The 23,232-nt window shown below is 43.9% G+C and carries 20 protein-coding genes; 12 read left to right on the forward strand and 8 right to left on the reverse strand.

Annotated elements, in window-relative coordinates; translation table 11 throughout:
• The 8 genes from A3738_RS01360 to katG all read left to right on the forward strand — a co-directional run.
• A partial coding sequence (locus tag A3738_RS01360) for a TonB-dependent receptor domain-containing protein (protein ID WP_156503874.1) occupies positions 1-1,336 on the forward strand: 1,336 nt, incomplete at its 5' end.
• Between the two features lie 12 nt (positions 1,337-1,348).
• On the forward strand, positions 1,349-2,452 hold the full coding sequence (locus A3738_RS01365) for a hypothetical protein (RefSeq protein ID WP_068481029.1): 1,104 nt from the start codon (positions 1,349-1,351) through the stop codon (positions 2,450-2,452).
• Positions 2,453-2,480: 28 nt separating this feature from the next.
• A complete protein-coding gene (locus A3738_RS01370) occupies positions 2,481-3,509 on the forward strand; it encodes a substrate-binding domain-containing protein (protein WP_068481032.1) in 1,029 nt (342 codons plus the stop codon).
• Between the two features lie 175 nt (positions 3,510-3,684).
• The gene (locus A3738_RS01375) at positions 3,685-6,111 is read left to right on the forward strand and encodes a hypothetical protein (RefSeq protein ID WP_068503211.1); all 2,427 of its coding nucleotides are present in this window, start codon (positions 3,685-3,687) and stop codon (positions 6,109-6,111) included.
• A gap of 235 nt (positions 6,112-6,346) precedes the next feature.
• Positions 6,347-7,186, forward strand: coding sequence for a phosphate ABC transporter permease subunit PstC (pstC, locus tag A3738_RS01380; protein WP_231876493.1), 840 nt, complete (start codon positions 6,347-6,349; stop codon positions 7,184-7,186).
• A gap of 8 nt (positions 7,187-7,194) precedes the next feature.
• Complete coding sequence (gene pstA, locus A3738_RS01385) at positions 7,195-8,400, forward strand: phosphate ABC transporter permease PstA (protein ID WP_082869088.1); 1,206 nt, start codon at positions 7,195-7,197, stop codon at positions 8,398-8,400.
• On the forward strand, positions 8,384-9,169 hold the full coding sequence (gene pstB / locus A3738_RS01390; protein WP_068481038.1) for a phosphate ABC transporter ATP-binding protein PstB: 786 nt from the start codon (positions 8,384-8,386) through the stop codon (positions 9,167-9,169). Before pstA ends, pstB begins: the two co-directional genes overlap by 17 nt.
• A 330-nt stretch (positions 9,170-9,499) precedes the next feature.
• A complete protein-coding gene (gene katG / locus A3738_RS01395; RefSeq protein WP_068481041.1) occupies positions 9,500-11,656 on the forward strand; it encodes a catalase/peroxidase HPI in 2,157 nt (718 codons plus the stop codon).
• A gap of 77 nt (positions 11,657-11,733) precedes the next feature.
• Here the strand turns inward: katG and A3738_RS01400 are convergent, their stop codons facing one another.
• The 5 genes from A3738_RS01400 to A3738_RS01420 form a co-directional block, all read right to left on the reverse strand.
• On the reverse strand, positions 11,734-12,354 hold the full coding sequence (locus A3738_RS01400; RefSeq protein WP_068479319.1) for a flavin reductase family protein: 621 nt from the start codon (positions 12,352-12,354) through the stop codon (positions 11,734-11,736).
• Positions 12,355-12,924: 570 nt separating this feature from the next.
• Positions 12,925-13,851, reverse strand: a complete 927-nt coding sequence (locus A3738_RS01405) for a hypothetical protein (protein ID WP_068481045.1) — start codon at positions 13,849-13,851, stop codon at positions 12,925-12,927.
• A gap of 167 nt (positions 13,852-14,018) precedes the next feature.
• Positions 14,019-14,162 carry a hypothetical protein gene (locus A3738_RS30370; RefSeq protein ID WP_197469212.1) on the reverse strand — a complete coding sequence of 48 codons (144 nt, stop codon included), beginning with the start codon at positions 14,160-14,162 and terminating at the stop codon, positions 14,019-14,021.
• A 207-nt stretch (positions 14,163-14,369) separates the two neighbouring features.
• On the reverse strand, positions 14,370-14,663 hold the full coding sequence (locus tag A3738_RS01415) for a putative toxin-antitoxin system toxin component, PIN family (protein WP_197471982.1): 294 nt from the start codon (positions 14,661-14,663) through the stop codon (positions 14,370-14,372).
• An 84-nt stretch (positions 14,664-14,747) separates the two neighbouring features.
• On the reverse strand, positions 14,748-15,614 hold the full coding sequence (locus A3738_RS01420) for an alpha/beta fold hydrolase (protein WP_197469213.1): 867 nt from the start codon (positions 15,612-15,614) through the stop codon (positions 14,748-14,750).
• A gap of 206 nt (positions 15,615-15,820) precedes the next feature.
• Between A3738_RS01420 and A3738_RS01425 the strand changes: the two genes are divergently transcribed.
• Positions 15,821-16,321: a mechanosensitive ion channel domain-containing protein gene (locus A3738_RS01425; RefSeq protein ID WP_068500202.1), complete on the forward strand. Its 501-nt coding sequence runs from the start codon at positions 15,821-15,823 to the stop codon at positions 16,319-16,321.
• Positions 16,322-17,213: 892 nt separating this feature from the next.
• Here the strand turns inward: A3738_RS01425 and A3738_RS01435 are convergent.
• Positions 17,214-17,663, reverse strand: coding sequence for a YHS domain-containing (seleno)protein (locus A3738_RS01435; RefSeq protein ID WP_068500152.1), 450 nt, complete (start codon positions 17,661-17,663; stop codon positions 17,214-17,216).
• Positions 17,664-17,865: 202 nt separating this feature from the next.
• Here A3738_RS01435 and A3738_RS01440 point away from each other — a divergent pair, with 202 nt between their 5' ends.
• On the forward strand, positions 17,866-19,002 hold the full coding sequence (locus A3738_RS01440; RefSeq protein ID WP_068500149.1) for a DUF5610 domain-containing protein: 1,137 nt from the start codon (positions 17,866-17,868) through the stop codon (positions 19,000-19,002).
• A 99-nt stretch (positions 19,003-19,101) separates the two neighbouring features.
• Here A3738_RS01440 and A3738_RS01445 read toward each other — a convergent pair whose 3' ends face one another.
• Together A3738_RS01445 and A3738_RS01450 are read right to left on the reverse strand one after the other, a co-directional pair.
• Positions 19,102-20,289 (reverse strand): carboxylesterase, encoded by a 1,188-nt coding sequence (locus A3738_RS01445; RefSeq protein ID WP_197471981.1) that lies wholly within the window; start codon positions 20,287-20,289, stop codon positions 19,102-19,104.
• 145 nt (positions 20,290-20,434) lie between these two features.
• Positions 20,435-21,061 carry a TetR/AcrR family transcriptional regulator gene (locus A3738_RS01450; RefSeq protein ID WP_068481067.1) on the reverse strand — a complete coding sequence of 209 codons (627 nt, stop codon included), beginning with the start codon at positions 21,059-21,061 and terminating at the stop codon, positions 20,435-20,437.
• A 143-nt stretch (positions 21,062-21,204) separates the two neighbouring features.
• Here A3738_RS01450 and A3738_RS01455 point away from each other — a divergent pair, with 143 nt between their 5' ends.
• Complete coding sequence (locus A3738_RS01455) at positions 21,205-22,413, forward strand: serine hydrolase (RefSeq protein WP_068478387.1); 1,209 nt, start codon at positions 21,205-21,207, stop codon at positions 22,411-22,413.
• A gap of 527 nt (positions 22,414-22,940) precedes the next feature.
• Positions 22,941-23,232 (forward strand): GntR family transcriptional regulator (locus A3738_RS01460; protein ID WP_156503875.1); only part of this gene is annotated, 292 nt, incomplete at its 3' end.

The raw sequence follows: 23,232 nt of genomic DNA on the forward strand, positions 1-23,232 counted from the left end.
AGGCACATTTGAGTATGTGTATAAAGATGCCGCGAGTGGCTCAGGTTTGGTGATCGATAAAAATAAGATGTTCTATCAATACTCTGATCTAGAAGACACTGTCGACAACTATCGTCTTGATCTAGCTATTCCATTTACTTTACTTGATCGAAGTACAGAGTTAGATCTTGGTTTTTATCAATTGAACAAGGAGCGTAGTCTGGATAACCGTCGCTTTAAATTTGGTTACCAACCTGTCGCTGAGGATTCGCGTGAGATTGATGAAATTTTGAGTCAAGCTAATGCAGACACTACCTTGCTCAACATCACGAGTAACTATCGACAGGACGATGCTTACGAGGCAGAACAAGATTTAAGCGCTGTGTATGCGAATTGGTTAGTTAAAGTGTCAAACAAACTAGATGTGTTTTTCGGTGCTCGTCAGGAAGATTCTACTCAAGAGTTGGTTGTCGGCATTCAGCCAACGGCGCGTCAAACTTATACTCTTGAAACATCCGATGTACTGCCTTTTTTAGGCTTAACATACCGTTTGTCTGATGAGCATCAATTCCGATTTGGTATGAGTGAAACACTGTCTCGTCCTGACTTTAGGGAGTTCAGTCCAACGCGTTATAAAGATCCTCAGACAGATTACATCGTTAGAGGTAATCCTGATCTTAAATACACGACAATCAGTAATTTTGATTTCAAATATGAGTGGTTCCCTAGTTACAACGAAACCATTTCGTTAGGTGTTTTTTCGAAACAATTCACCAATCCGATTGAGACTGTTCGTTCTCGCCCCGATGAAGATATTGAAATCACTTATGCTAACGCCGAGGGCGCTGACAGTATTGGGCTGGAATTTGGCTTTAGAAAAAATTTAGACAAACTGTTCCCGAGTTTTGAAAACTATTTTGTCGAAGGTAATTACACACACATTGAGTCTGAAGTGAGTCTTAATGCCGCAGATGTAGCCTCAAATGGTTTAACTAGTACCTCTCGTCCGATGCAAGGGCAGTCACCTTATGTGGCGAACTTAAAGTTTGGTTACGACAATTTCTTTACGCGTCGAAGCGCCTTGTTTTTATACAACGTCTATGGTGAGCGCATCACTGCGCTTGGTATTAACGGTACGCCGGACGTTTATGAACAGCCATTTCATCGCCTAGATTTCGTTGTGAAGTGGGGCTTGAATGACACCTACGACGATCAAGAGAAACGTATTGGTTATGGTGTTTCGTTCAAACTCAAAAACTTGCTCGACAGTGAAGTAGAAAAAGTTCAGGGCGGTGAAATTGTTGAACGTCGCAAGCCAGGTCGAGAAATCGAACTGGGCTTCTCGATGAAGTATTAAGGAGCAAAAGCCATGATTCGTAAATTCCCTCTTAATATCGCTTTAGGCGTATCACTCCTATCTTTTTTGTTGGCTCAGAATCTCTTTGCTCAAGAGACCGATAATCCTGAAAAGGGGCAACTCCAAAGCGGCAAGGTGATTGGTCAGCACATCTTTGGCCTCGCGCACGATGTGTCAGGTGATCCATTACTGGTTGATGACAGTGCGCTGATATATCCAAACCCCTTAGCGACGTTTGAGGTGGATATAAAAGAGCAAGTGTTTCAGGTGTCGTTGTTTGATCACTTATTTGGAGGCGCATATTTGTCGAGACTTGATGATGGCCTTACAGTGAATACTCAAGCCATTGATTTTGGTGATGTGAATGGTGTGTCTTCTATTGGAGCCGCAACAAAAACCGAGTGGTCTTCGGTGCTATTTACTGAACATCAGTTGATTGATGCAAAATCATCGGATCACAAATCCCTGTATGTGGACTATTTCAAAGGGCAATCAGATCTTCATAAGCCATACAACTATGGTTGGCTTAATGAAATCGTTGTTCTAGATGAATATGGCACCAATAAGGCGATTAAAAACTTCGTGGCCGGTCGCTTATTTGCATCGCATTTATTAGCCATGTCAGGTGGGCAGGAATTCTATTTTTTTGATGCGCGGTATTCGGGCAATTTGTACTTATTCAAAGCGGATCAACCCCAGAGCTTCGCAAAAGGTACTCTCTATGTTGTTGACGATCGTGGCGTCTCGACTGAGCTCGGTCAGAGCAGCGCATTGAAAATGAAGTTTAAGCTCAAAAAAACAGAGTTTAGTGATGTGTTCGAAGTTGATGAACCTCTGAACAAACAGTGTTCGAAAGGGATGACATTTATTCGCACTGTGTACGGTGAAGAGTGTTTGTCTGTGCTGAAAAAGAATCGTAAATATGCAGGGCAGTTTGAGCCGATTCGTAGCAGTGCTTTACTTGGCATCAGTCCGTTTTTTAAGTCGACAAATGTTGATGACACGCAAGCGTTGGAATTGCGTTACGACAGTAACAAAACTGCCATACAACTTTATAAAAATGGGCAGCTAGAAAAACAAGTCATTATTGAGAGCGCAGGCTCCGAACAATCGTAGCGTTTAGATACTTAAGTAGGTTAATTAGATGAAGAACTTATTCATATTGTGTGTATTGTTTACTATCTCTGGTACAACGCACGCGCGAGATCAGGTGCGTGTCGTGGGTAGTTCAACAGTTTATCCTTTCGCAAGCTTTGTTGCTGAAGAGTTTGGCAGCGTTTCGCGATTTCCAACGCCGGTTGTCGAGTCGACCGGAACTGGTGGCGGTATGAAATTGTTCTGTTCAGGTAATGGTTTGGATACCCCAGATATTACCAACGCGAGTCGCCGTATAAAAATTAAAGAGCTTGAGCTGTGCCAACGTAATGGCGTTGATAACATTACTGAAGTGATGTTTGGTTATGACGGAATTGTCCTAGCGCAATCCAATACAAATGCTGAGATGGATATTACTAAGCGCGACTTGCTTCTTGCTGTAGCGAAGCTGGTTCCAAACGAGGACGGAAGTGATTTAATTGAGAACCCTTACACGCACTGGAATCAAATCAACCCTGCATTGCCTAAAAGAAAAATTAGCGTTTATGGTCCACCAATCAGTTCAGGAACACGAGATGCTTTTGAAGAGATTGTAATGCAGTACCAAACTGAGCAAATGAAGGTGTATAGAGACGCCGGCCGTAAAGGGTATCGCATTATTCGATCCGATGGCGTATATATTCCAAGTGGTGAGAACGACAATCTTATTGTGAAAAAACTGACGAAGGATACAGCTGCTTTGGGCATATTCGGTTACAGCTTTTTGACTGAAAATGAAGATGCGATTTCAGGAGTCAGTATTGATCAAATATCGCCATCTTCGGAGACCATTGCTGATAAATCTTACCCCATTGCACGTAGTTTATTTTTTTACATGAAGAACGATCATTTAGAAAATGTTCCGGCAATGCAGGAATATATCGATATGTTCTTGAATGAAGACATAATTGGTGAGGATGGTTTATTGATGGAGATTGGATTGATTCCAATGTCAGAATTATTACTTGAGGCGAATAAAGCCGCAGCAGAGTCTGCGAAGCCTTTATCGTTAGAGCTCTTGCAAGCTAGCTCTCATTAGATTTTCAGAAATCTTTCGTATTGCCTAGCCCAGCATTCGCTGGGCTTTTTTATTTCATAAATGTTTCAAACGTGTGGCTATCTTTCATTAAATTGAAGCAAATGTGTCACTAACTTGTCATTTTGCGTTTCTATTCTTTTTCTTGATTCTAAACAACAATGAATTGGGAAAAATCATGAAAAAAATACCAATGATCAAATCGGCAGTAAGTGCTTCAGTACTCGTATCTGCTTTAGGCCTAACTGCATGTGGCGGTGGTGGCGGTGGCGGTAGCAGTGCTGGCTCTACTGGCCCAGCAGTTGGTACCGATGCGTATGTATCTGCAAATCTTGAACTGAAAGGTGACTTCTCAGAAGACGTAACATTAATTGCGGGTCAAACATACCGAATTGATGGCGAAGTAAACTTCCTAGACGGCACGACGCTCACTATTCCTGCTGGCACTACTTTGTATGGTGCAACGGGAGCATCTTATTTAGCGATTAATCGTGGTGCGACGATTAACGCAGAAGGAACTGCAGATAACCCTATCATCTTTACTTCAGCGCAGGATGTTGCAGGCACTGCGAGCCAGAACGATCAAGGCCAATGGGGTGGTTTAACCATTCTTGGCTCATCTGAAAATAACAAAGGTGAGCGTACATACGAAGCAGGGACTCAAAAATATGGCCCAATCAATGGCGTTGCGAATCCTAGCGACAATAGCGGCGTGTTGAAGTATGTCGTTATCAAATACTCAGGTTTTGAAGTTGAAAAAGACAAGGAGCTCAATGGCCTTTCTCTAGCATCAGTGGGTTCTGGTACGACCATTGAGAATATTGCCATCATCGGTTCAGCAGATGACGGTATCGAGTTGTGGGGCGGCACAGTCGATGTGAATGGTTTGTATATTTACAACGCAGGCGACGACTCTATCGATACTGACCAAGGTTATATCGGTACAATCGAAAACGTTTATGTTCAGCAGGTTGTTGTTGATGATGAAACAGATTCACGTGGTATTGAAGCAGATAGTTTCGATACGGCAGAGGTAGGTACGCCACAAGCGAAACCAACCCTTAAGAACGCAACGCTCGACACAATCGGCCGCGCAGTTCGCCTACGTGAAGGCACGGGTTACGTTTTCGATAACGTCCAGATTAACGTCAAATCTAGTTCAGCTGATCCGGCTGATGTTGATTACTTGAAAGACATCGCTGCAATCCGTATTAGCGATAACACCATTACAGGCGACCAAATTGAAGTTGCTGCTGGTGGTCTTGGTATCAAAAATGATGCGGTTGAATTGGTGATCAATAAGACTGACACAGGCTCAATTGGTGCAGATGGTGTCATCACTTCAGGTCTAGGTATTTACCGCGACACAGATACCCTGAACACTTTCCGCGCATTGAGCAATGTGAAAGAAGTGGTTGGTGTGTCTGGCGATATGGTCGATGAGAATTACTTAGATTCGTCAGATGTTGCGTTTGCCACAGAAGTAGACGCTGACAATACTGTTGCAGGCGTAGACCTAAGCATCTTCGAATGGGCACTTGAAGTTGTAAATGACAAGCCTGTTGTGGTTCTTTCTGGAGACATTACAACAGATCGTACGCTAACTAGTGGCAACCTTTATGCGATTACCGGTGAAGTGAACGTGACTAATGGCGCGGAACTGACCATTGAGCCAGGTACAACTTTGTTCGGTGCAACAGGTAACTCTTACTTGGCGATCAACCGTGGCGCAACCATCAATGCTGCGGGTACAGAAGCGAATCCAATTATCTTCACTTCGGCGCAAGATATTGCTGGTTTGAACAGCGGTGACGAGCAAGGCCAATGGGGTGGTTTGACGATTCTTGGTCAATCAACCAACAACAAAGGCGAGCGTACTTACGAAGCCGGCACACAGAAGTATGGTCCTGATGGCGGCGTAACAATTGCGGCAGACGATAGTGGTACATTGACTTATGTTGCTATCAAGTACTCAGGTTACGAAGTAGAAAAAGACAAAGAGTTGAACGGTCTTTCTCTAGCATCTGTTGGTTCTGGTACAACGATTAACAACATCGCGATTATCGGTTCAGCAGATGATGGTATCGAACTTTGGGGCGGTACGGTGAGTGTTGACGGTTTGTACATCTACAACGCTGGTGATGACTCAATCGATACTGACCAAGGTTATATCGGTACGCTTTCAAACGTGTATGCAGAGCAGAACATTGTGGACGACGAAGTTGGTTCACGTGTGATCGAAGCGGATAGCTTTGATACGTCTGCGACGGGTACTCCACGCGCTAAACCAACGCTTACTAACGCAGTGTTGAAATCTGTAGGGCGAGCAGTGCGTTTGCGCGAAGGTACAGATTACGTATTCGATGGTGTTCAAATCACTGTTGAAAGCTCTTCTGACACAAGCGTTGAAGCTATTCGTGTAAGTGATACTGGTTTGCCTACAGGTGCTTCAGTAACTGCGAATGGTCTAGCTGTTAAGAATAAAGCGAATTCAACTGCAATTTTCTCAACAGGTTCAGCTGCGCAGTTTACCGGCACTGCAGTGCTTCAGGATGACGACACTACATTGTCTATCACTGAGTACGACGCTTCTTGGGCTAACTAATACCGACTAGTCCAGGATGGGCAAAGTGGGAATCTCCCTCCTACTTTGCTTCTCCCAGGGAGCCCGTACCTCGTGCGGGCTCTTTTTTGTTTGAGCAATGCTCTATTAAAACCGATTCAAGTAACAGTAATAAGTGAGTAGACAGGTGTTTGAGATCCAGTCTCAAAATAAGAATCGCGCGCGCAAAGAAGCCGCCGTAAATGCTTTATTGGCAAGCGCCTCTGCCATCGCCATTGTGACCACAATTGGCATATTATTTTCCATCCTATTACAGGCGATAGAATTTTTTCAGTTAGAAAGTCTTTGGTATTTTTTAACAGGTTTGGAGTGGCATATGAGCCATTCCGATAGCACCTTTGGTGCAGTGCCAATTTTTGCAGGCACATTTATGATTACGGGAATTGCTTTAGCAGTCTCGATCCCTGTGGGCTTAGGTAATGCGATTTTTTTAAGCGAGTACGCATCACCGTCTTTACGTAAGTCATTAAAGCCTATTCTAGAAGTTCTAGCAGGCATTCCTACGGTTGTTTACGGATTTTTTGCGGCGCTCACTGTAGCCCCAGCGATTGTTTCATTGAGTGATGCTTTAGGCATTGAGGCAGCGTATAACAGCGCTTTAGCGAGCGGTGTAATCATGGGTGTGATGATCGTTCCAATCATTTCATCTTTGTGTGATGACGTTCTGTGCGCTGTTCCGGCTAGTCAGCGCAATGCGGCCTATGGTTTAGGCATGAATCAGGCAGAAATGATTCGCGATATTGTTGTGCCGTCAGCTATGCCAGGCATTATTTCTGCGTGTTTACTTGGTTTCGCTAAAGCCGTGGGTGAAACCATGATTGTTGTCATGGCTGCAGGCTTGAGGCCAAACCTATCTTGGAATCCTTTAGAGGATATGACCACGGTCACAGTGCGTATTGTCGATGCGCTTGTGGGTGACCATGCATTCGATTCTCCCCAAACACTTTCTGCATTTGCCTTAGGTTTAGTTTTGTTCGTGATTACCTTACTTCTGAATATGATTTCGGTACGGCAGATTCGTAAGTTCAAAGCCAAATACAAGATTAATCGTTTATGAGTATAAGCATGAAGCAAGCGTCATATGTGGCGCATGAACAAGCTGAATCAGCCAAAGAGCACTGTTTTCATGACAAGCGCTTAGCCAAACGCGCACGAAAAGCTCAGTTGTTTAAAGCGCTTATGGTGGGTTGCATTGCCTTTACCATGTCGTTTTTGGCGTTCTTTTTATTTGATATTGGGCGCACGGCGCTGCCAGCTGCCAAACAAACATACGTGTTAGTGGATATTACATACTCTGAACACGCAGCTAAATCTTATCGTAAAGCGATTGATAAGACCTATCGCACGATTGTGAGCCGAGCGTGGTTGCGCACCATTCCCGAACAAATAAAACAAAATCCGAGTTTGTTGGGGAAAACTGAGCGGGTTTGGGTCTTGGCTGATGATCAAGTTGATCAGTACATCAAAGGCCACCATCACAACATCAAGAAAAAACATCTTACGACGATCGATGCTTTGCGTGAGCAAGGACGAGTTGAGCAGCGTTGGAACAGTATTTTCTTTAGCCGAGGGGACTCAAAGAGCCCGGAATATGCGGGTATTCAATCCGCAATTATCGGCTCGATATTGACCTTGGTAGTGACTATGGCCTTGGCTTTTCCTATTGGTGTGATGACGGCGATTTACTTGGAAGAATTTGCTTCTGACAACATGTTTACGCGCTTTGTTGAAGTGAACATCAATAACCTTGCCGCGATTCCATCTATTTTATTTGGCTTGCTCGGTTTATCGGTATTTATAAATCTTTTTGGCTTGCCTCGAAGCTCCCCATTAGTTGGCGGGATTACGCTCGCACTAATGACATTACCGATTATCATCGTGAGTTCTCGAGCAGCGTTACGCAGCGTGCCCGAATCGATTCGTCAGGCAGGTTTAGGGCTTGGTTTGACTAAACAAGAAGTCGTGAAAGACCACGTATTGCCCATTGCCCTGCCGGGTATATTAACCGGCAGTATCATTGGACTTGCGCAGGCCATGGGTGAAACTGCACCGTTGATCATTATTGGCATGATTGCCTTTATCCCCGATTCCCCGAGTTCAATTATGGAGGCTGCAACAGTGTTGCCAGCACAGATATTTACTTGGGCAGGTATGCCAGAGCGGGCATATGTTGAAAAAACGGCCGCCGGAATTGTCGTGATCTTATCGATCATCGTTCTATTGAATTCGTTAGCGATTTACTTGAGAAGAAAATATGAAGTTAAGTGGTAACTCTGATGCCTCGCGCACCAAGATCTCTGTGCAAGATTTGAATTTGCATTATGGGGATCATCACGCGCTGAAGAATATCAGCGTTGAGCTCAAAGAAAACAATATCACTGCCTTGATTGGCCCCTCAGGCTGCGGGAAATCCACATTTCTGCGGTGTTTAAATCGAATGAATGATTTGATTGATATCGTAAAAGTGGATGGTGTTGTCTCAGTGGATGGCAAAAACGTTTATGACAATGATGTGGACGAAGTCGCGGTTCGCAAACATATTGGAATGGTATTCCAGCAACCAAATCCATTTCCTAAATCCATCTACGATAATGTCGCTTATGCGCCCTTAAAACATCAGCAAGTTAAGAAAGGCGAAGACTGTGATCGTTTGGTTGAAAAGTCTCTCAGGTCTGCGGGTTTATGGGACGAGGTAAAAGACAAATTGCATTCTCCTGGTACAAGTCTGTCCGGAGGGCAACAACAACGTTTATGTATTGCGCGGGCCATTGCTGTTCAGCCTGATGTGATATTGATGGACGAGCCTACGTCGGCGCTTGATCCGATATCCACGCAACGCATTGAAGCGTTGATGCTCGATCTTAAAAAGTATTACACCATAGTGATTGTGACGCACAATATGCAGCAAGCAAAGAGGGTTGCTGATCAAACGGCACACTTCCATCTTGGTGAACTCATGATGTTTGGTCATACGCACGAGGTATTTGAGAGTCCAACCCATCCTACCACTGCCGATTATATCGCTGGTCGCTTTGGCTAGCGATTCAACGCACTTAATTGGCATACTTATAACTTGCATTCACTGCACCGCAGACTAGTGTTTCTGCTTTATAAATTCTGTTCGCATTTTTGTTCGTAATAGGGGAGATGATTCCCTACTGAAAGGGACTTAAGGTTGGTGCTTGAAATACCAACAACGAATTTTAAATGGAGTATATTGCTGCCTGATAAGTGCTGTTCAAAAAAATTGAATTAATAAATTGTGTTATTCAGTTTTACTGATTTTATTTTGCTGCCAATAATGAACCCATGCTCTGGTGAAATTCACCAAGGCACCAATTTATTGAAGGTTTCATAAGAGGACGATGATATGTCTAGTGGTAAATGCCCAGTAATGCACGGCGGAGCAACCCGCAAAGAAACAACTGAACCAAGCTGGTGGCCGAAGTCACTGAACTTGGACATTCTTCATCAACACGATTCTAAAACGAACCCTCTTGGAGAAGCCTTCGACTATAAGAGCGAAGTCGCCAAACTTGATTTCGCTGCCCTAAAACAAGATCTCATCAATTTAATGACCGATAGCCAAGATTGGTGGCCAGCAGATTGGGGACACTATGGCGGTTTGATGATTCGTTTGTCTTGGCACGCTGCTGGTACATACCGAGAGGCTGATGGCCGTGGCGGTGCGGGCTCAGGTGATCAACGATTCGCGCCGTTAAACTCATGGCCCGATAACGGAAACTTAGACAAAGCACGTCGTTTGCTTTGGCCGATCAAAAAGAAATACGGAAATAAATTGAGTTGGGCTGACTTACTCGCATATGCCGGTACGGTTGCTTATGAATCAATGGGCTTGAAAACCTTCGGATTTGGTTTTGGCCGCGAAGACATCTGGGAGCCACCAAAAGATATTTATTGGGGTAGTGAGAAAGAATGGTTAGCGCCTTCTGATAATCCAGATAGCCGTTACTCAGGTGATCGTGAACTCGCGAACCCATTAGCGGCAGTCATGATGGGTTTGATCTATGTAAATCCAGAAGGTGTCGATGGTAACCCTGATCCGCTTAAAACAGCGCGAGATGTGCGCGATACCTTCAAACGCATGGCGATGGATGACGAAGAGACAGTCGCGCTCACAGCTGGTGGCCACACCGTTGGTAAAGCACACGGTAACGGCGATGCAGGTGAGCTTGGCCCAGAACCAGAAGGTGCTGAAATCGAAAACCAAGGTTTTGGTTGGATGAATAAGACCAAAGCAGGAACAGGCCGCGATACGGTAACAAGTGGTGTTGAAGGTGCATGGACCACAAACCCAACGCAGTGGGATAACGGTTACTTTGACTTGCTATTGAACTACGAGTGGGAACTTAAGAAGAGCCCAGCTGGTGCATGGCAGTGGGAGCCGGTCGACTTGAAAGATGAGCATCGCCCTGCTGCGATTGATGATCAAGCTGATCCAACCCGTGTTGTGATGACCGATGCCGATATGGCTATGAAAGTAGACCCAGAGTACCGCAAAATCTCAGAGCGTTTTTACAATGACCCTGAGTATTTTTCAGAAGTATTTGCGCGTGCTTGGTTCAAGTTAACGCACCGCGATATGGGGCCTAAAAGGCGTTACATTGGTCCTGAAGTTCCTGTGGAAGATTTGATTTGGCAAGACCCAACACCTGCAGGAAATAGCGATTTTGATGTAGCTGCTGTGAAAGTAAAAATTGCTGAAAGTGGTTTGAGTGTGTCAGACCTAGTTACCACCGCATGGGATAGTGCACGTACATTCCGCGGCTCTGACTTCCGAGGTGGTGCAAATGGTGCGCGTATTCGTCTTGAACCAATGGCTAGTTGGGCGGGTAACGAGCCAGAGCGCTTGCAACGTGTTCTTTCAGTGCTTGAACCAATAGCGCAGGCTGCCAATGCGAGTGTTGCTGACGTGATCGTACTTGCTGGTGGTGTGGGGGTTGAGCAAGCTGCAAAAGCCGCTGGTCAAAACATCGAAGTGCCATTTACAGCAGGACGTGGTGATGCAAGTGCAGAGCAAACTGACGCGGAGTCTTTCTCAGTGCTTGAGCCAATTCACGACGGTTTCAGAAACTGGTTGAAAGAAGACTATGCAGCGACTTCTGAAGAACTGTTGCTAGACCGCACTCACTTGATGGGCCTAACAGCACCAGAAATGACTGTGTTACTTGGTGGACTTCGTGTACTTGGTACCAACTACGGCGGTTCAAAGCATGGCGTGTTTACTGAACGAGAAGGCACTTTAACGAACGACTTCTTTGTCAACTTAACTGACATGCAGTATCAGTGGAAACCGACTGGCAAAAATTTGTACGACATTGTTGAGCGCGCGACAGGGAATACCAAGTTTACAGCAACACGTGTTGACTTAGTGTTTGGCTCGAACTCAGTGCTGCGTAGCTACGCAGAGGTTTACGCTCAAGACGATAATCAAGACAAATTTGTTCAGGATTTCGTTTCGGCATGGACCAAAGTGATGAATGCAGATCGTTTTGATCTAGCGTAAAGTCAGTCTGATCAACAATGAGTGAAAGAACGAAAAGCCTCAGTTTACTGAGGCTTTTTTGTGTTTGTTTTCATAGCTTACTTCGGTCTAGCTAAGCTCAATACATCTCCAAGCGACGCGTATTCATTCGCACCCAATCTCGCTAATGGGTTTAGATTTTTCGCATCAATTTTTAGTCGGCCCTTATCATCTTCACCGACGTAGTTGTCATCAACGAAGGCTTGTTCTATCTCTAAGAGAATCAGCGCTTGTGGTGTTTCTCCCCATTCAATGACTTTCGCGACCTTGCAACCAAAGGCAATAGGGCTTTCTTTGATGCGGGGGAGAGGAAAGCCCTCAAATGATTCTAGAGATAGATTCAAACGCTCTAGTTCGGAATCGCCATAATCGAGTGTTGCGGCTGAATCAGAGACCTCTTGCATCTGCGTGACCTGTGGAATATGCACCACACAGTGTTCTCCTTCACCAAGATTGGCACGCGTATCTTTACTCTCGCCACTTGGCTTCTTGCCGATTGAAACAACTAAGGTAGGCGGCGCACTGGTTAATGCGTTGAAGAAAGAGAAAGGGGCGAGGTTATAGGTTTCGTCGCTATTTGAATTCTTGGTCAGCACCCACGCAATAGGGCGCGGCACGATCGTTTGGGTGAGAAGGTGGTATATCTCGCCAGAGCTGTGTTCTGAAAGCTTGAGTTGCATACTGTTCCTTACTAAATGCTAGTCCCGTTAAAGTGACTCGGCTACTCGGGCAGCCGAGGAATTAGGGATCGGGTGGGAAATTTAGAGTGCTCAGGTGAACTTTTACAAAAGAAGCGGACATTAGATTAAGCTTATATGTGCTAATAAAACTAAAAATCTGAAGAGGTTGCAACTAGAGTCAAGTGCCTACGTTTGTACAATAAATTCAGGATTTCGCTTATACCGCCAATCAACCCCGAACCGATACAGATCATTGCGACAGGGCTGTCTGGACGAAGACCATATTTTATGGCGACTACATAAAGAACAATTATGAGAAATGTAACCAGGTTCCAATAAATAGATAAGCGCCAATTATTTTCATAATGTAGTGAAGAAGCACAATTGGAGCATCGCAACCTGTTTGGCAGAAGTCTAGGACGGAGTATCACCTTCCAATCAACAACCTCGTAACACTTCGGGCAAACTTTGCCATGGTCATTGGCAGGTTTAGGTGAGCTAACACTTTCACTCATTGCGCATAATTTCCTTTTATCCTCAGATCAATACAAGTCGAAGTCCGCTTTTCATTCAAATCAGATCAGCATCGGACTTGTTTTGTTGCGAAGATCCGTCCTTCGGCTCGCCCCTATGCTTGCCAATGAAGTAAACACTACGAGCAGCACCAATAAACAACAGGATCTTGAGCACTGTGAATAATGAAGGGATCTTATCTAGGTCTATATACTTGATAACTTCGTTAAGTACCAAATATACGACCAAACAAATCGCAGCCCATAGTTGGCGCTTGTAGAGGAAAAACGTCAGAACAAGCAGTAAAAAAGCATCTATTAAAATAAAGTGTTTTAAAGCGAATATGAGGTTTAGGTTACTACTTTTTTGGTAAAGCTCCATCACAGCTAATGAAGCTGTTAGAAGCGCTATCAACACTGATACACAAATCGATATTTTGATTATTTTTTCAGCAGTAGGAATATCTACCGGCCCGAGTAATAGCGAGTCAAAGAAACCTCGTGGTGCTTTTTCGTCGTTTCCAACTGACCCTTGTGGGTCAACCGATGGTGAATCATCAATGTTTGATGTTTTCTTTTTTTCATGTCTTTGGTCGAAGGCGTCAAACATTTGTAAAAGTGAGTGGGCGGCTCCGACTAAATACATTCCAACGAATAGATAGAACCAAAACGGATCGTCTTCTCTCGTTATCTCTCCGCCTCGTTTCAACCCATGATATCCATCAATATGTGCATCGAGCGCTAGCCATAGAAAAACTATAGCGATTATTGCGTACCAAGACACAGGGAGTCTTTCTCTTTGCTTCCGTTTTTCATTTACGACTAAATTGAATTGCTTGACTTGCGATTGGTGTTCAGGAAGGTCACTTTTTTCAAACTGATCAATCGCTATCAGAAGTTTGGCGTAGTTCTCTGGATACTTTTCCTTGTTAATTGAGCTATGCGCTTGCATAAGCTCCGCGTAAGAGTACTTAGAATAATCCATTAGGGTGTCGAATATAATTAATCAGTTGTTTGAGTATATTAATCTAGTTTCAGGTTATCTAGATCGTGATGATTTGGGCTCTGTAAATCTCGACTAAATCGTACCGGTTCGAAACACCAAATTCTAATGTCCGCTTTTCATTCATTACTGACTTGCGCCAATTGATCTTAGCTTCCAAAGTGCGCATCCAGTTTATCTAGAATCTCTAGCCCTTTCTTTGTTTTTCCTGTTGCGGCCATGGCGCTGAAGCGCACTTCTGTATCAAACTCAGCAAGTGCTTGAGTTGATAGCTCCTCGATTAGCTTGTTCATGCTAATTTTTCGGTGTTCAGCAAGCGCTTTTAGACGATTATGCTTGTCGTCTGGTAATCATATGGTCAATGTCGACATGCTATTTACCTCTAAGAAGTTGTTCTGGTTTAACAACATCAAAGCCTTTGAAAGTAAGTTCTGCCCCAGTTAGATCTTTGATGTTATTTATAACGATAAACTGTGCGTTGCTGGCTACCGCAAGTTCAATTAAAAAATGTCGTTCTCATCTTTCAGATTGGGGCGCCATAAATAATGTATTGGTACCCAGTAGCATACGCTATAAAAGGCACTTAGCAGTTCTTTGATTTCCTCTGGTTGTAGAGGACAAAGCTCTGCAATCTGAGGGCGCTGATGTACGTCCTCATATTCTAAGAATAACGCGGTAATAATCATTGGGCTAAAAGAACCGGTCAAACAGTTTCTTAGAATCTGTCGGCTCGGTCCTGCTTCTCCGATTAGGGCGCTGATTACGACGCTTGTATCGACAACAATTTTAGTCATTTTTTAATGCTTCATATATGCTGTCATTCGACAAGTGAAGATTTGTCGCTGAATTGTATCGATCGAGGATATGATTAGTACAAATTATGCACAAAGCGGTTCAGCTTGTTCTGCTCCTACTTGTTTCTTTAAAAACGGAATCAACAAACTTTCAAATAGTTCCGGATCGTCGATCATAGGCCAGTGCCCACAGTTAGGCATGGTATGTATTTCGGCGTTGAAGAATTCCTTTTGTGCTTGCGCATGTTTGACTGGTACGTACTTATCTCCTTCACCCCAAAGCGTAAGTGCAGGAACATTTAGTTGCTTCAACTGACGTTCAAGCTTCTTTGTAAGTACGGCTAAATCTGTTGCCCTGTATAGCTTCAACATGCCGCGGCTTAGACCCCAATCTATGTCTTTCACCATGAGTTTGGTGAATTCCAAAGGTAGAGGTTTGGGATTATCTCTATTCAAAAAGAAGCGCAAAGACCAATGTGTAGATAGAAATTGGAAGATCTCGCCAATAATGGGTTTACGCCAAATTTGTGCGAAATCATGCCAGACATAATCAGGTGCTGGGCCGGTATTCACACAGGTGAGGCTTTTGACGAGTTCGGGGTGGTTACAGGCAAATTGTAAGCCCCAAGGGCCACCAAAATCGTGAAGAACAAGATGAACTTTCTTTATGCCAAGCTCGACGATGAGAGCGTGCAAATGCTCAGCATAACCGTCAACGGTATAGTTGAATTTTTTAGGACGTTCTGCACTTCCATAGCCTGGCATATCGGGCGCGACGACACGAGAGAACTCGCCAACCTGCGGTACAAAGCGTTGCCAGTCTTTAAAAGAGCCTGGATTGCCATGTAGGAATAAAACGGCTGCTTCGTGGTCACACTCATTAGGCGCACACGAAAGTACAGGTGTGCGAATGCCATTGATGAGCAAGTTATTAATGCTTGTATTGTTCACTATTAATCTCTTTAGCTATTTTTCTTGTGGTTAAGACCGTGAGCAAAATAATACTGAAAGCATCGAGAGAGAAAATATGGCAATTTGGAAATAGACAATCCTAGAAATGAAACGGTAGAGACGGTTTATTTTCTGTACTGAAACTTAATTTTATTGCTAAAGTCGAAAGCTACATTTGAGAAGTGTGATTTTGAGGGAATAAAATTATGGTGATGTTTTTTATTGCGTTGTTGTTGCTCGCTATGTTTATGAGCGTTCGTTTTTCAAGCGCCGCGATTAACAAATTCGGCGAGAGCAAAGAGGTAAGCCCTTATCGAATCAGTTACATCTCTAAAACAATTACCATCGCCATTGTTGCGTTTTATTTTATTCTTATAGCGAACGTATCGGGGCTTGAGTACTCTCAGATTTCATTCTTCCTGTCTTCTGTTTTCGCGGTCATTGGCGTTGCTCTGTTCGCGCAGTGGTCAATACTCAGTAACATCACAGCTAGCTTAATTATCTTTTTTGGTTTTCCATATCGCGTTGGGGATGAGATCCGAATTATGGATAAAGATGATCAAATATGGGGTGTGATCGAAGAGATCACTTTGTTTCATGTGTTGATGCGTAGAGGCGAAGAATTAATTACTTATCCGAATAATTTGATACTGCAAAAAGGGGTGATCAAAAATCCTGTTATCGAACAAGAGAGTGATGAGGAGTAAGACGCTAAGAAGGATGAAAAAGACACTGCCTAACTGAGTATTCTGCGTCTAATATTTTGAGAGTATTGCGTCTATTGTGCCGTCTTCTCTCATGGATTGAATGGCTTTGTCGAGAGCATGTTTTACTTCTTTGGCATCGTGATGATTCAATGATCTTGGAATACCGATAAAGTTTGGATCGCGAGAAATGACCTACTCAGAAAATTCAAAATCGTCAGGACTAAGTCCGGCTTTTTCGCATTGTAATTCATCAGATAACGATCCCTAGAGAATATTGCCGCGTCCACTCTTCCTGATGCAAGCAGAAGAATACGTTGCTAGGTCCCTTCATCTTTTACAAATGTGAGCTGATTTTTTTGTTGAGCAAACTTGCCTGAATAATTGCTGCCTCTGCTCATTGCGAGTGTTTTGCCTTTCGGATCATTGTAACTAGTAAAAGTGAAAGACTGATCTTTTCTAGATACTAGCAGCACATGATCCATTAAGATTGGGCCCGAGAATAGATAATGATTTTCGCGTTAGGGTGTCTTCGAAAACCCTGTTAATACGCCATCACCCTTTAAGGCCTCTTGTTGCGCTCGCTCCCAAGGTCTCACTTTTAAGTTAGGCTCATAGCTCGTTCGTCGAATTGCTTCGGCTGCGATTTCTAGGCTGTAACCGCTCGGCATTCCATTAGCATTGGCAAACTGTTTGGGTTCGCTGTCAGGCTTTACAAATAAAGTAAGAGCCTGGTCAGACTGTACTTGAAGCGAGATCGAACAGAGTAAACAGAGCCAAATGAGTGGACGGAATTTATATCGAGTGAACATGCGTAGGTTTTAAAGTAATCGAACACCTACAAATTCTGGCAGACGAATTACACTGTCTTGTTTAATCAACTAGTTCTCTCTGCTTAATTTGATGTGAGTTTCGGCCAGTTCTTATCGGCGCGACTAACGTTTCCTGGGATGTCCTTTGCCCAGGTAAATTGCACTGACTGGTTGTAGTTTAGGTAGAGCTTGCCCTCGTGAATGCGCCAAGCTTCAGGATCAATCTTTGCCGTGTAACCTTGGCTAACAGCCCATGCGCAATAGCCACCATATTGTGGTGCGAACTGTTCAGGGTTATCAATGAACAGCTGTTTGTTTTCTGCATTTGCAAAGTACCAGGTTGCGCCATTCCACTCATACGTAAACTCACTTTCGCCTTTGACGGGCTTCGATTGGGAGAAATATGCGACTGGATCGTAGCCTTCAATCGCCTTGCCAAAGAAATCTGTATAAACGTGTTCCACGGCATTTGCAGGTGATATAAACAGAGTAAGAAGGGTGACGAAACTAAGGGAGCGTAATAGTGTTTGCATAGTTTAAGACCTTTTTATTGTGCCCTGTAGACCAGTCGTTAGTGAAAAAGTTTCACGCAAGTTTAGCTACGACATAGAGGGCGAAATAGATCGAAGAAATAAAGCGAAACAAATTTGCACTTTTTGTACTTAAAGGGTCCTAGTTTTCGGTCGATAACGTACCATAGTAAATGTAATCAATACCTCAGTAGGGTGGAGACACGTGGTTTCTTTTCTCAATAACTTAACACCGAATGTACGCGCGGATAATGGTCTTGTTTCAGAGCGTCCGAGCGATACTGCAACGATTTTCTCTCAGGGCTTGAAGCGTGGGTTGGATGTCGATGTAAAACCATCACCCGAAAATGACCCTGGGAACAAGGTCTTTGACGTTCAGAAGGTAGTGGATACTGTCTCAGGGTTTATCGAACAGCGTATTGCTGAGCGTCGAAACGAAGGCGCGAGTCAGGCTGAATTAGAAGATCTAATAGCGCAGGCAAGAGAAGGCGTTGCAAAAGGTTTTCAGTTAGCGCGCGAAGACATCGCAAGTCTTGATCGTTTAGACCCAGAGCTGTCCTCAAATATCGACGCAGCGGAACAAGGGATCGGCACACGTATTGATCAAATTGAAGAAAGCTTAAAACCTGCCGATGAGGGCGTGCCGACCAGTTTGTCGAGCAATTCGTTTGCAGCATTAACGGATCGAAAAAGTTTTGAACGCTCGCAAGCGAGTTTTCAGTTTGAGTTGACTACTCAGGAAGGTGATCGTATTCAAATATCTGCACAGGAACTGTTCCAACGTCGAGAACAGTTCTCAGCAGTTCAATTTAATGGCGTATCGGCTAGTCGTTTTAGTAGCGATACGACGACCGCAAGCGCGTTTTCTATTCAAGTGAATGGTGATTTAAACGAGGATGAGCGGGCTGCACTGGATGATCTCTTACAGCAAGTCGCTGATTTAAGTGACTCGTTTTTTGAGGGCGATATCGCGAGCGCGTTTAATCAAGCATTGTCTTTGGAACTCGATAGTTCGCAGATCGCTCAATTTAGCGTTGATCTCCAGTCTTCTAGTGTTTCTGTTATTGAGCAAACCGATGTGCGGGCTGCTCAATTCAATACGCCTGTTCCCGATGAGTATCGCGCTCCGCAGCTTCCGCTCGGTATTCAAACTTTGCTCAGTGATTATGCTGAGCGCGTAGAAAAGCTTCTAAAAACCGCACAAGAGTTTAGTGAAAAAGTGGGGCTTGAGCAGACAGGCGAGTCTTTGCTTAAAGACTTACAACAACGTTTTGATACATCCGTAGGCCGAGATAACTCTCAGTCTGAGTTTTTTGATGCGCTTCTAGATAAGCTTTCTTAACACTCCATTTCAACACTTCATCTTAAAAATACGTCTTGATGAATGAACGCTCCAGTGCTGGTGTTACCGAGAGCGTTCCTTTTCTCCAGTTACACCGCGTTATAACTCAGCCATTTCGCTAATTGTTGATTCCAGCTCAGCATAATACGGGTTGTAGGTTAAGCGGGCATGTACTTTACCTTTTTCTGTATAGCCCCATGCTGAGTACCATACTTCGCGGCCATCGTTGCAGTGCTTAAGATCTCGCAAGCTCATACTATTCAAACACATGGTTCTCTCTGCTTGCTCGCCGTAGTAAAAGTTAGAGGGCGCAAATAGTGGGCTCATATGCGATCCAGTACTTATACGTTTGTCAGCAATACGCATCGATTCAAACAAGATACTTGGTTCGTCGAAACGGGACTCACCATACCAAATGGTTTGATTAGTTGGATGATTGAAATGCTGGCTAAACAATTCTTGTGTTTCTTCAGGGTCAATCACGCTATCTGCTTCACTCATAATTAATAGAGCAGGTACAGAAATGGTATTTTCTTCAAGCAGATCACGCACACGTTGCGCACTTTCGGAATAGGCGATCGCACCGTTAATCGGTGCCGAGGTATAGCGTGCTAAATTTTGCTCTTCGGTTTTGTAGCCATCCACAAACAGAGAGACAAAAGGCGCGAATTTCTCGAGTATTGGTGCACGTGATTGATAACCGGGTGAAACTAAAATCAGCCCATCTACATTGCCGCGTTCTATCGTGTTGATGGTAATAAGGTTGGCTCCGGTTGAAAAACCGCCTAGCCATACTTCATCGTATTCTCCCTTTAATAGCTCGGCGTAATGGTCAACGATCGTTTGCCAGTCTTCATAGCTAGGCAACATGAGATCCTCAGGCTTACTACCATGCCCGGGAAGCAAAAGTGACTGCACATAGAAACCTTGCTCAGCCATAGTGTTGCCTAAATCTGAAAAGCTATAGGGTGAGTCGCCAAGACCATGCACGAAGAGAATTGCTTTGTTTGAAGGTGCCGAGGGTCTTACTTCAAAGGGCATATTCATCGCTAGCTCTTTTGCATGATCCTCGGAAATATAGGCGCGGTGTTCACGTAACCAACGCTCACTTTCCTCAAGATAATCTGAAAAACTCGGTTGTAGATAATTGTAGTACTGAGCCGATTCATTCATCGGAATATATGGTTTGTGTGCGAGAGCTGAACAGCCAGTCGCCATGCTTAAGATTGTGATGCTTGTGAGTACAGCAAGTAAGCGGTTTCGATTTCTCTTAAGGAGTGTTTTCAAAATGGCTCGTCATCGTTGTTAGGAACACATTTGAATATTGGGACTGAAGAGAACATTTAAAGAGGGTGGGCTGGAAAACAGTATGTCATTGAAATGCATACCGTGTTCTCATGAGAAGTTGAGCTAGTTGCTTATAACTGCAAAACTACAACGCACCAGCAAGATCACTTGGTTCTGCGCGTTTGGTGTAGTCGGCATTAGTTTCAGATACGAGCGACATGAGTGTTGTGCTCATCATGTCGTTTCTGTGTTCGCCAAAGCCTAAAACTTTTGCCCAGTCATGACCAATGATGATGCACATGATGGTATAGGCGATTTGCTCGGTATTGTTTACTTGCGCCTTTTCTAAATAAGTACGAATTTCAGCAAGAAGCTCGTGGTAAACCTCGGCCAAGCGATTTGTCGTTTTATCGGTGTGTTTTGTCTGACCGATTAATCGAAACATCACCTCATTCTGTAGGCTCACCTGATGAAATTCAGCAGAACACAAAAAGCTTAGAATGTCTTCGAGTGAAGGATCTTGGTCGCTCTGAGCACTCGTGGTGATAAATGCATTTAAGGCTTGGCGATAACGCTCTGTAATGCGCTGTAATAGAGCATCTAAGAGCTCATCTCCACCTGAAAAGTAATGATGGATAATCGGCTGATTAACACCAGCTTCTTCAGCGATTTTTCGCTGCGATGCGCCAGCAAACCCATCACGCAAAATAACGTTCTCAAATGCGTCGAGTATGTCTTGACGTTTCTCTTCGCTACGGTTTTTTCTACCCATTGCTTAACTGTTCTCTATTCGTATGAATGCATCAGCGTCTGGCTAATATGTCATACCCTAGATAAATTTATCAATTGATATATTTATTTTTGATGTGTAGTTTATTTATCAAATGATAAATAAAAAAATGAGGTTCTCTCATAATGAAGATAATAAAAATACTCGCACTACTATTACTTGTTGTAATTGGTTGGATCGCTGTGTTCCAAGGCGACAAAGTTGAACGTTTGTACCACACGATGACTCTGTTTGATGGCGATAAAATCGTTCATAACTTCTCAAACATGCGCGAGGTCGCGCCAACGGTAGAGATCAAACCTTCAACAGATGCCTCTAAGTTTGATAGTCAGCCAGCACCATTGCCAATAGCATTTACTTACAAGAGCGAGCAGAGCGTAGAAGAGTATTTAGCGCGCACGAGCACGACAGCGTTGTTGGTGTTGAAAGACGGTTCAGTGACATATGAAGAGTATTATCAAGGAACCAAAGACACTGACTATCGTATCTCCTGGTCTGTCGCGAAGTCATTCTTGTCTGCTCTGTTTGGTATCGCCGTTGAAGAGGGTGACATAAAAAGCATTGAACAATCCGTGACGGAGTATGTGCCTGAACTTGTCGGAACAGGGTATGACGGTGTTCGGATTAAAGACGTATTGCAAATGTCTAGCGGTGTTGCCTTCAATGAAGACTATTACGACTTCAATTCTGATATTAATCGCTTTGGCCGTACCTTTGCATTAGGCGGATCATTCGATGATTTTGCGGCAAGCCTGAAAAACGAAAAAGAACCTGGCACATTTTTACACTACGTCAGCATCGACACGCATGTACTAGGAATGGTGTTGCGTGCAGCGACAGGAAGAGAAATAGCAGACTACTTTGACGACAAGCTCTGGTCGAAAATCGAACCTGAATCGAGCACTTACTACATTGTTGATGATGAAAATGAGCCAATGGTACTCGGCGGGCTGAATATGCGCACGCGTGACTTCGCGCGCTTTGGATTGCTCTACCTTAACAACGGAAAATGGAAGGATGAGCAGGTTATACCAGAAGCGTGGGTGAAGGCTTCAGTAACGCCTGACGCTCCGCATCTTGTGCCAGGTGAGCGGGACAACTCCTACATCAATTTAGGTTACGGCTATCAATGGTGGATTCCAGAAAATGCTGACCAAGAGTTCTATGCGATTGGCATCTACGGGCAGTTTATTTACGTCAACCAAAAGGCCAATGTCGTCATTGTGAAGAACTCTGCTCATCTAGAATTTGCAGACAATGACTATGAGTCGTTTTTTGAGGTCATTGCATTCTGCCGTGAGGTGGTGAAGTCATTGGAAATGATTGAGTCATAATCGAAGTTTGCCATTCGCGCTCAACGGGATTTTTGCTTCGTTCTAATCCGTCATTGCTGCGCAGGCGGCACAAAAGCGCTTTAGCGCGTTGAACAACCAACGGTCGGCCCGAAGGTTAAGCGAAGCGCATCATCTATTGTTTAAAGAGCAATGCATGGAGTTAGACAGAAGCTGACTTTAGTTCAGTTCCCTTGTCTATGCCTGTTTCAAGAGCTTAAGAGACCTTGAGTTAGTTTGGATATCGCCATTTACCAGCATCGCCTTTCTTGAAAAAGGGGACATTTTCTTTTGCTTAGGTTTTATCTCTCAAATTCACTTAGCTTGTTCAAAACTTAAAAGTGAAGATTCAACCTTGATTCTGTTTCTTGCTTAATAGCAATTATCTAATCTCTCTAAGTGCCCCGGGGACAGCACTGTGGTTCTTCCTTAAGCACACAAAAATAGATGTCATTTAAATGTCACGCGAAGGACACAGATTTGTAACAGCATAAAAATAACCTTAGAGAAAATTACATAGAGATGTCTAGATGTCTGTATATTCGATTAGTCGGGGTGAAGGTTCTGTCCCTGTTTATCGTCAAATTGCGCTTTGGTTGAAGAAAGAAATTTCCGACAATTATCAAGCTGGCGATGCGCTTCCTTCAGAAATTGCACTTGCAAAAAAACTGGGTGTTAACCGTCATACCTTGAGACGGGGGGTTGATGAGCTTGTTAGTGAAGGTTCCGTTGAGAGGCGTCATGGTGTAGGCGTTCTTGTGCTAGATAAAGTACATAGCTATTCAATTAACTCCCAATCAAGATTTACTGAAGCTTTTGAAG

Source organism: Oleiphilus sp. HI0066 (assembly GCF_001635725.1).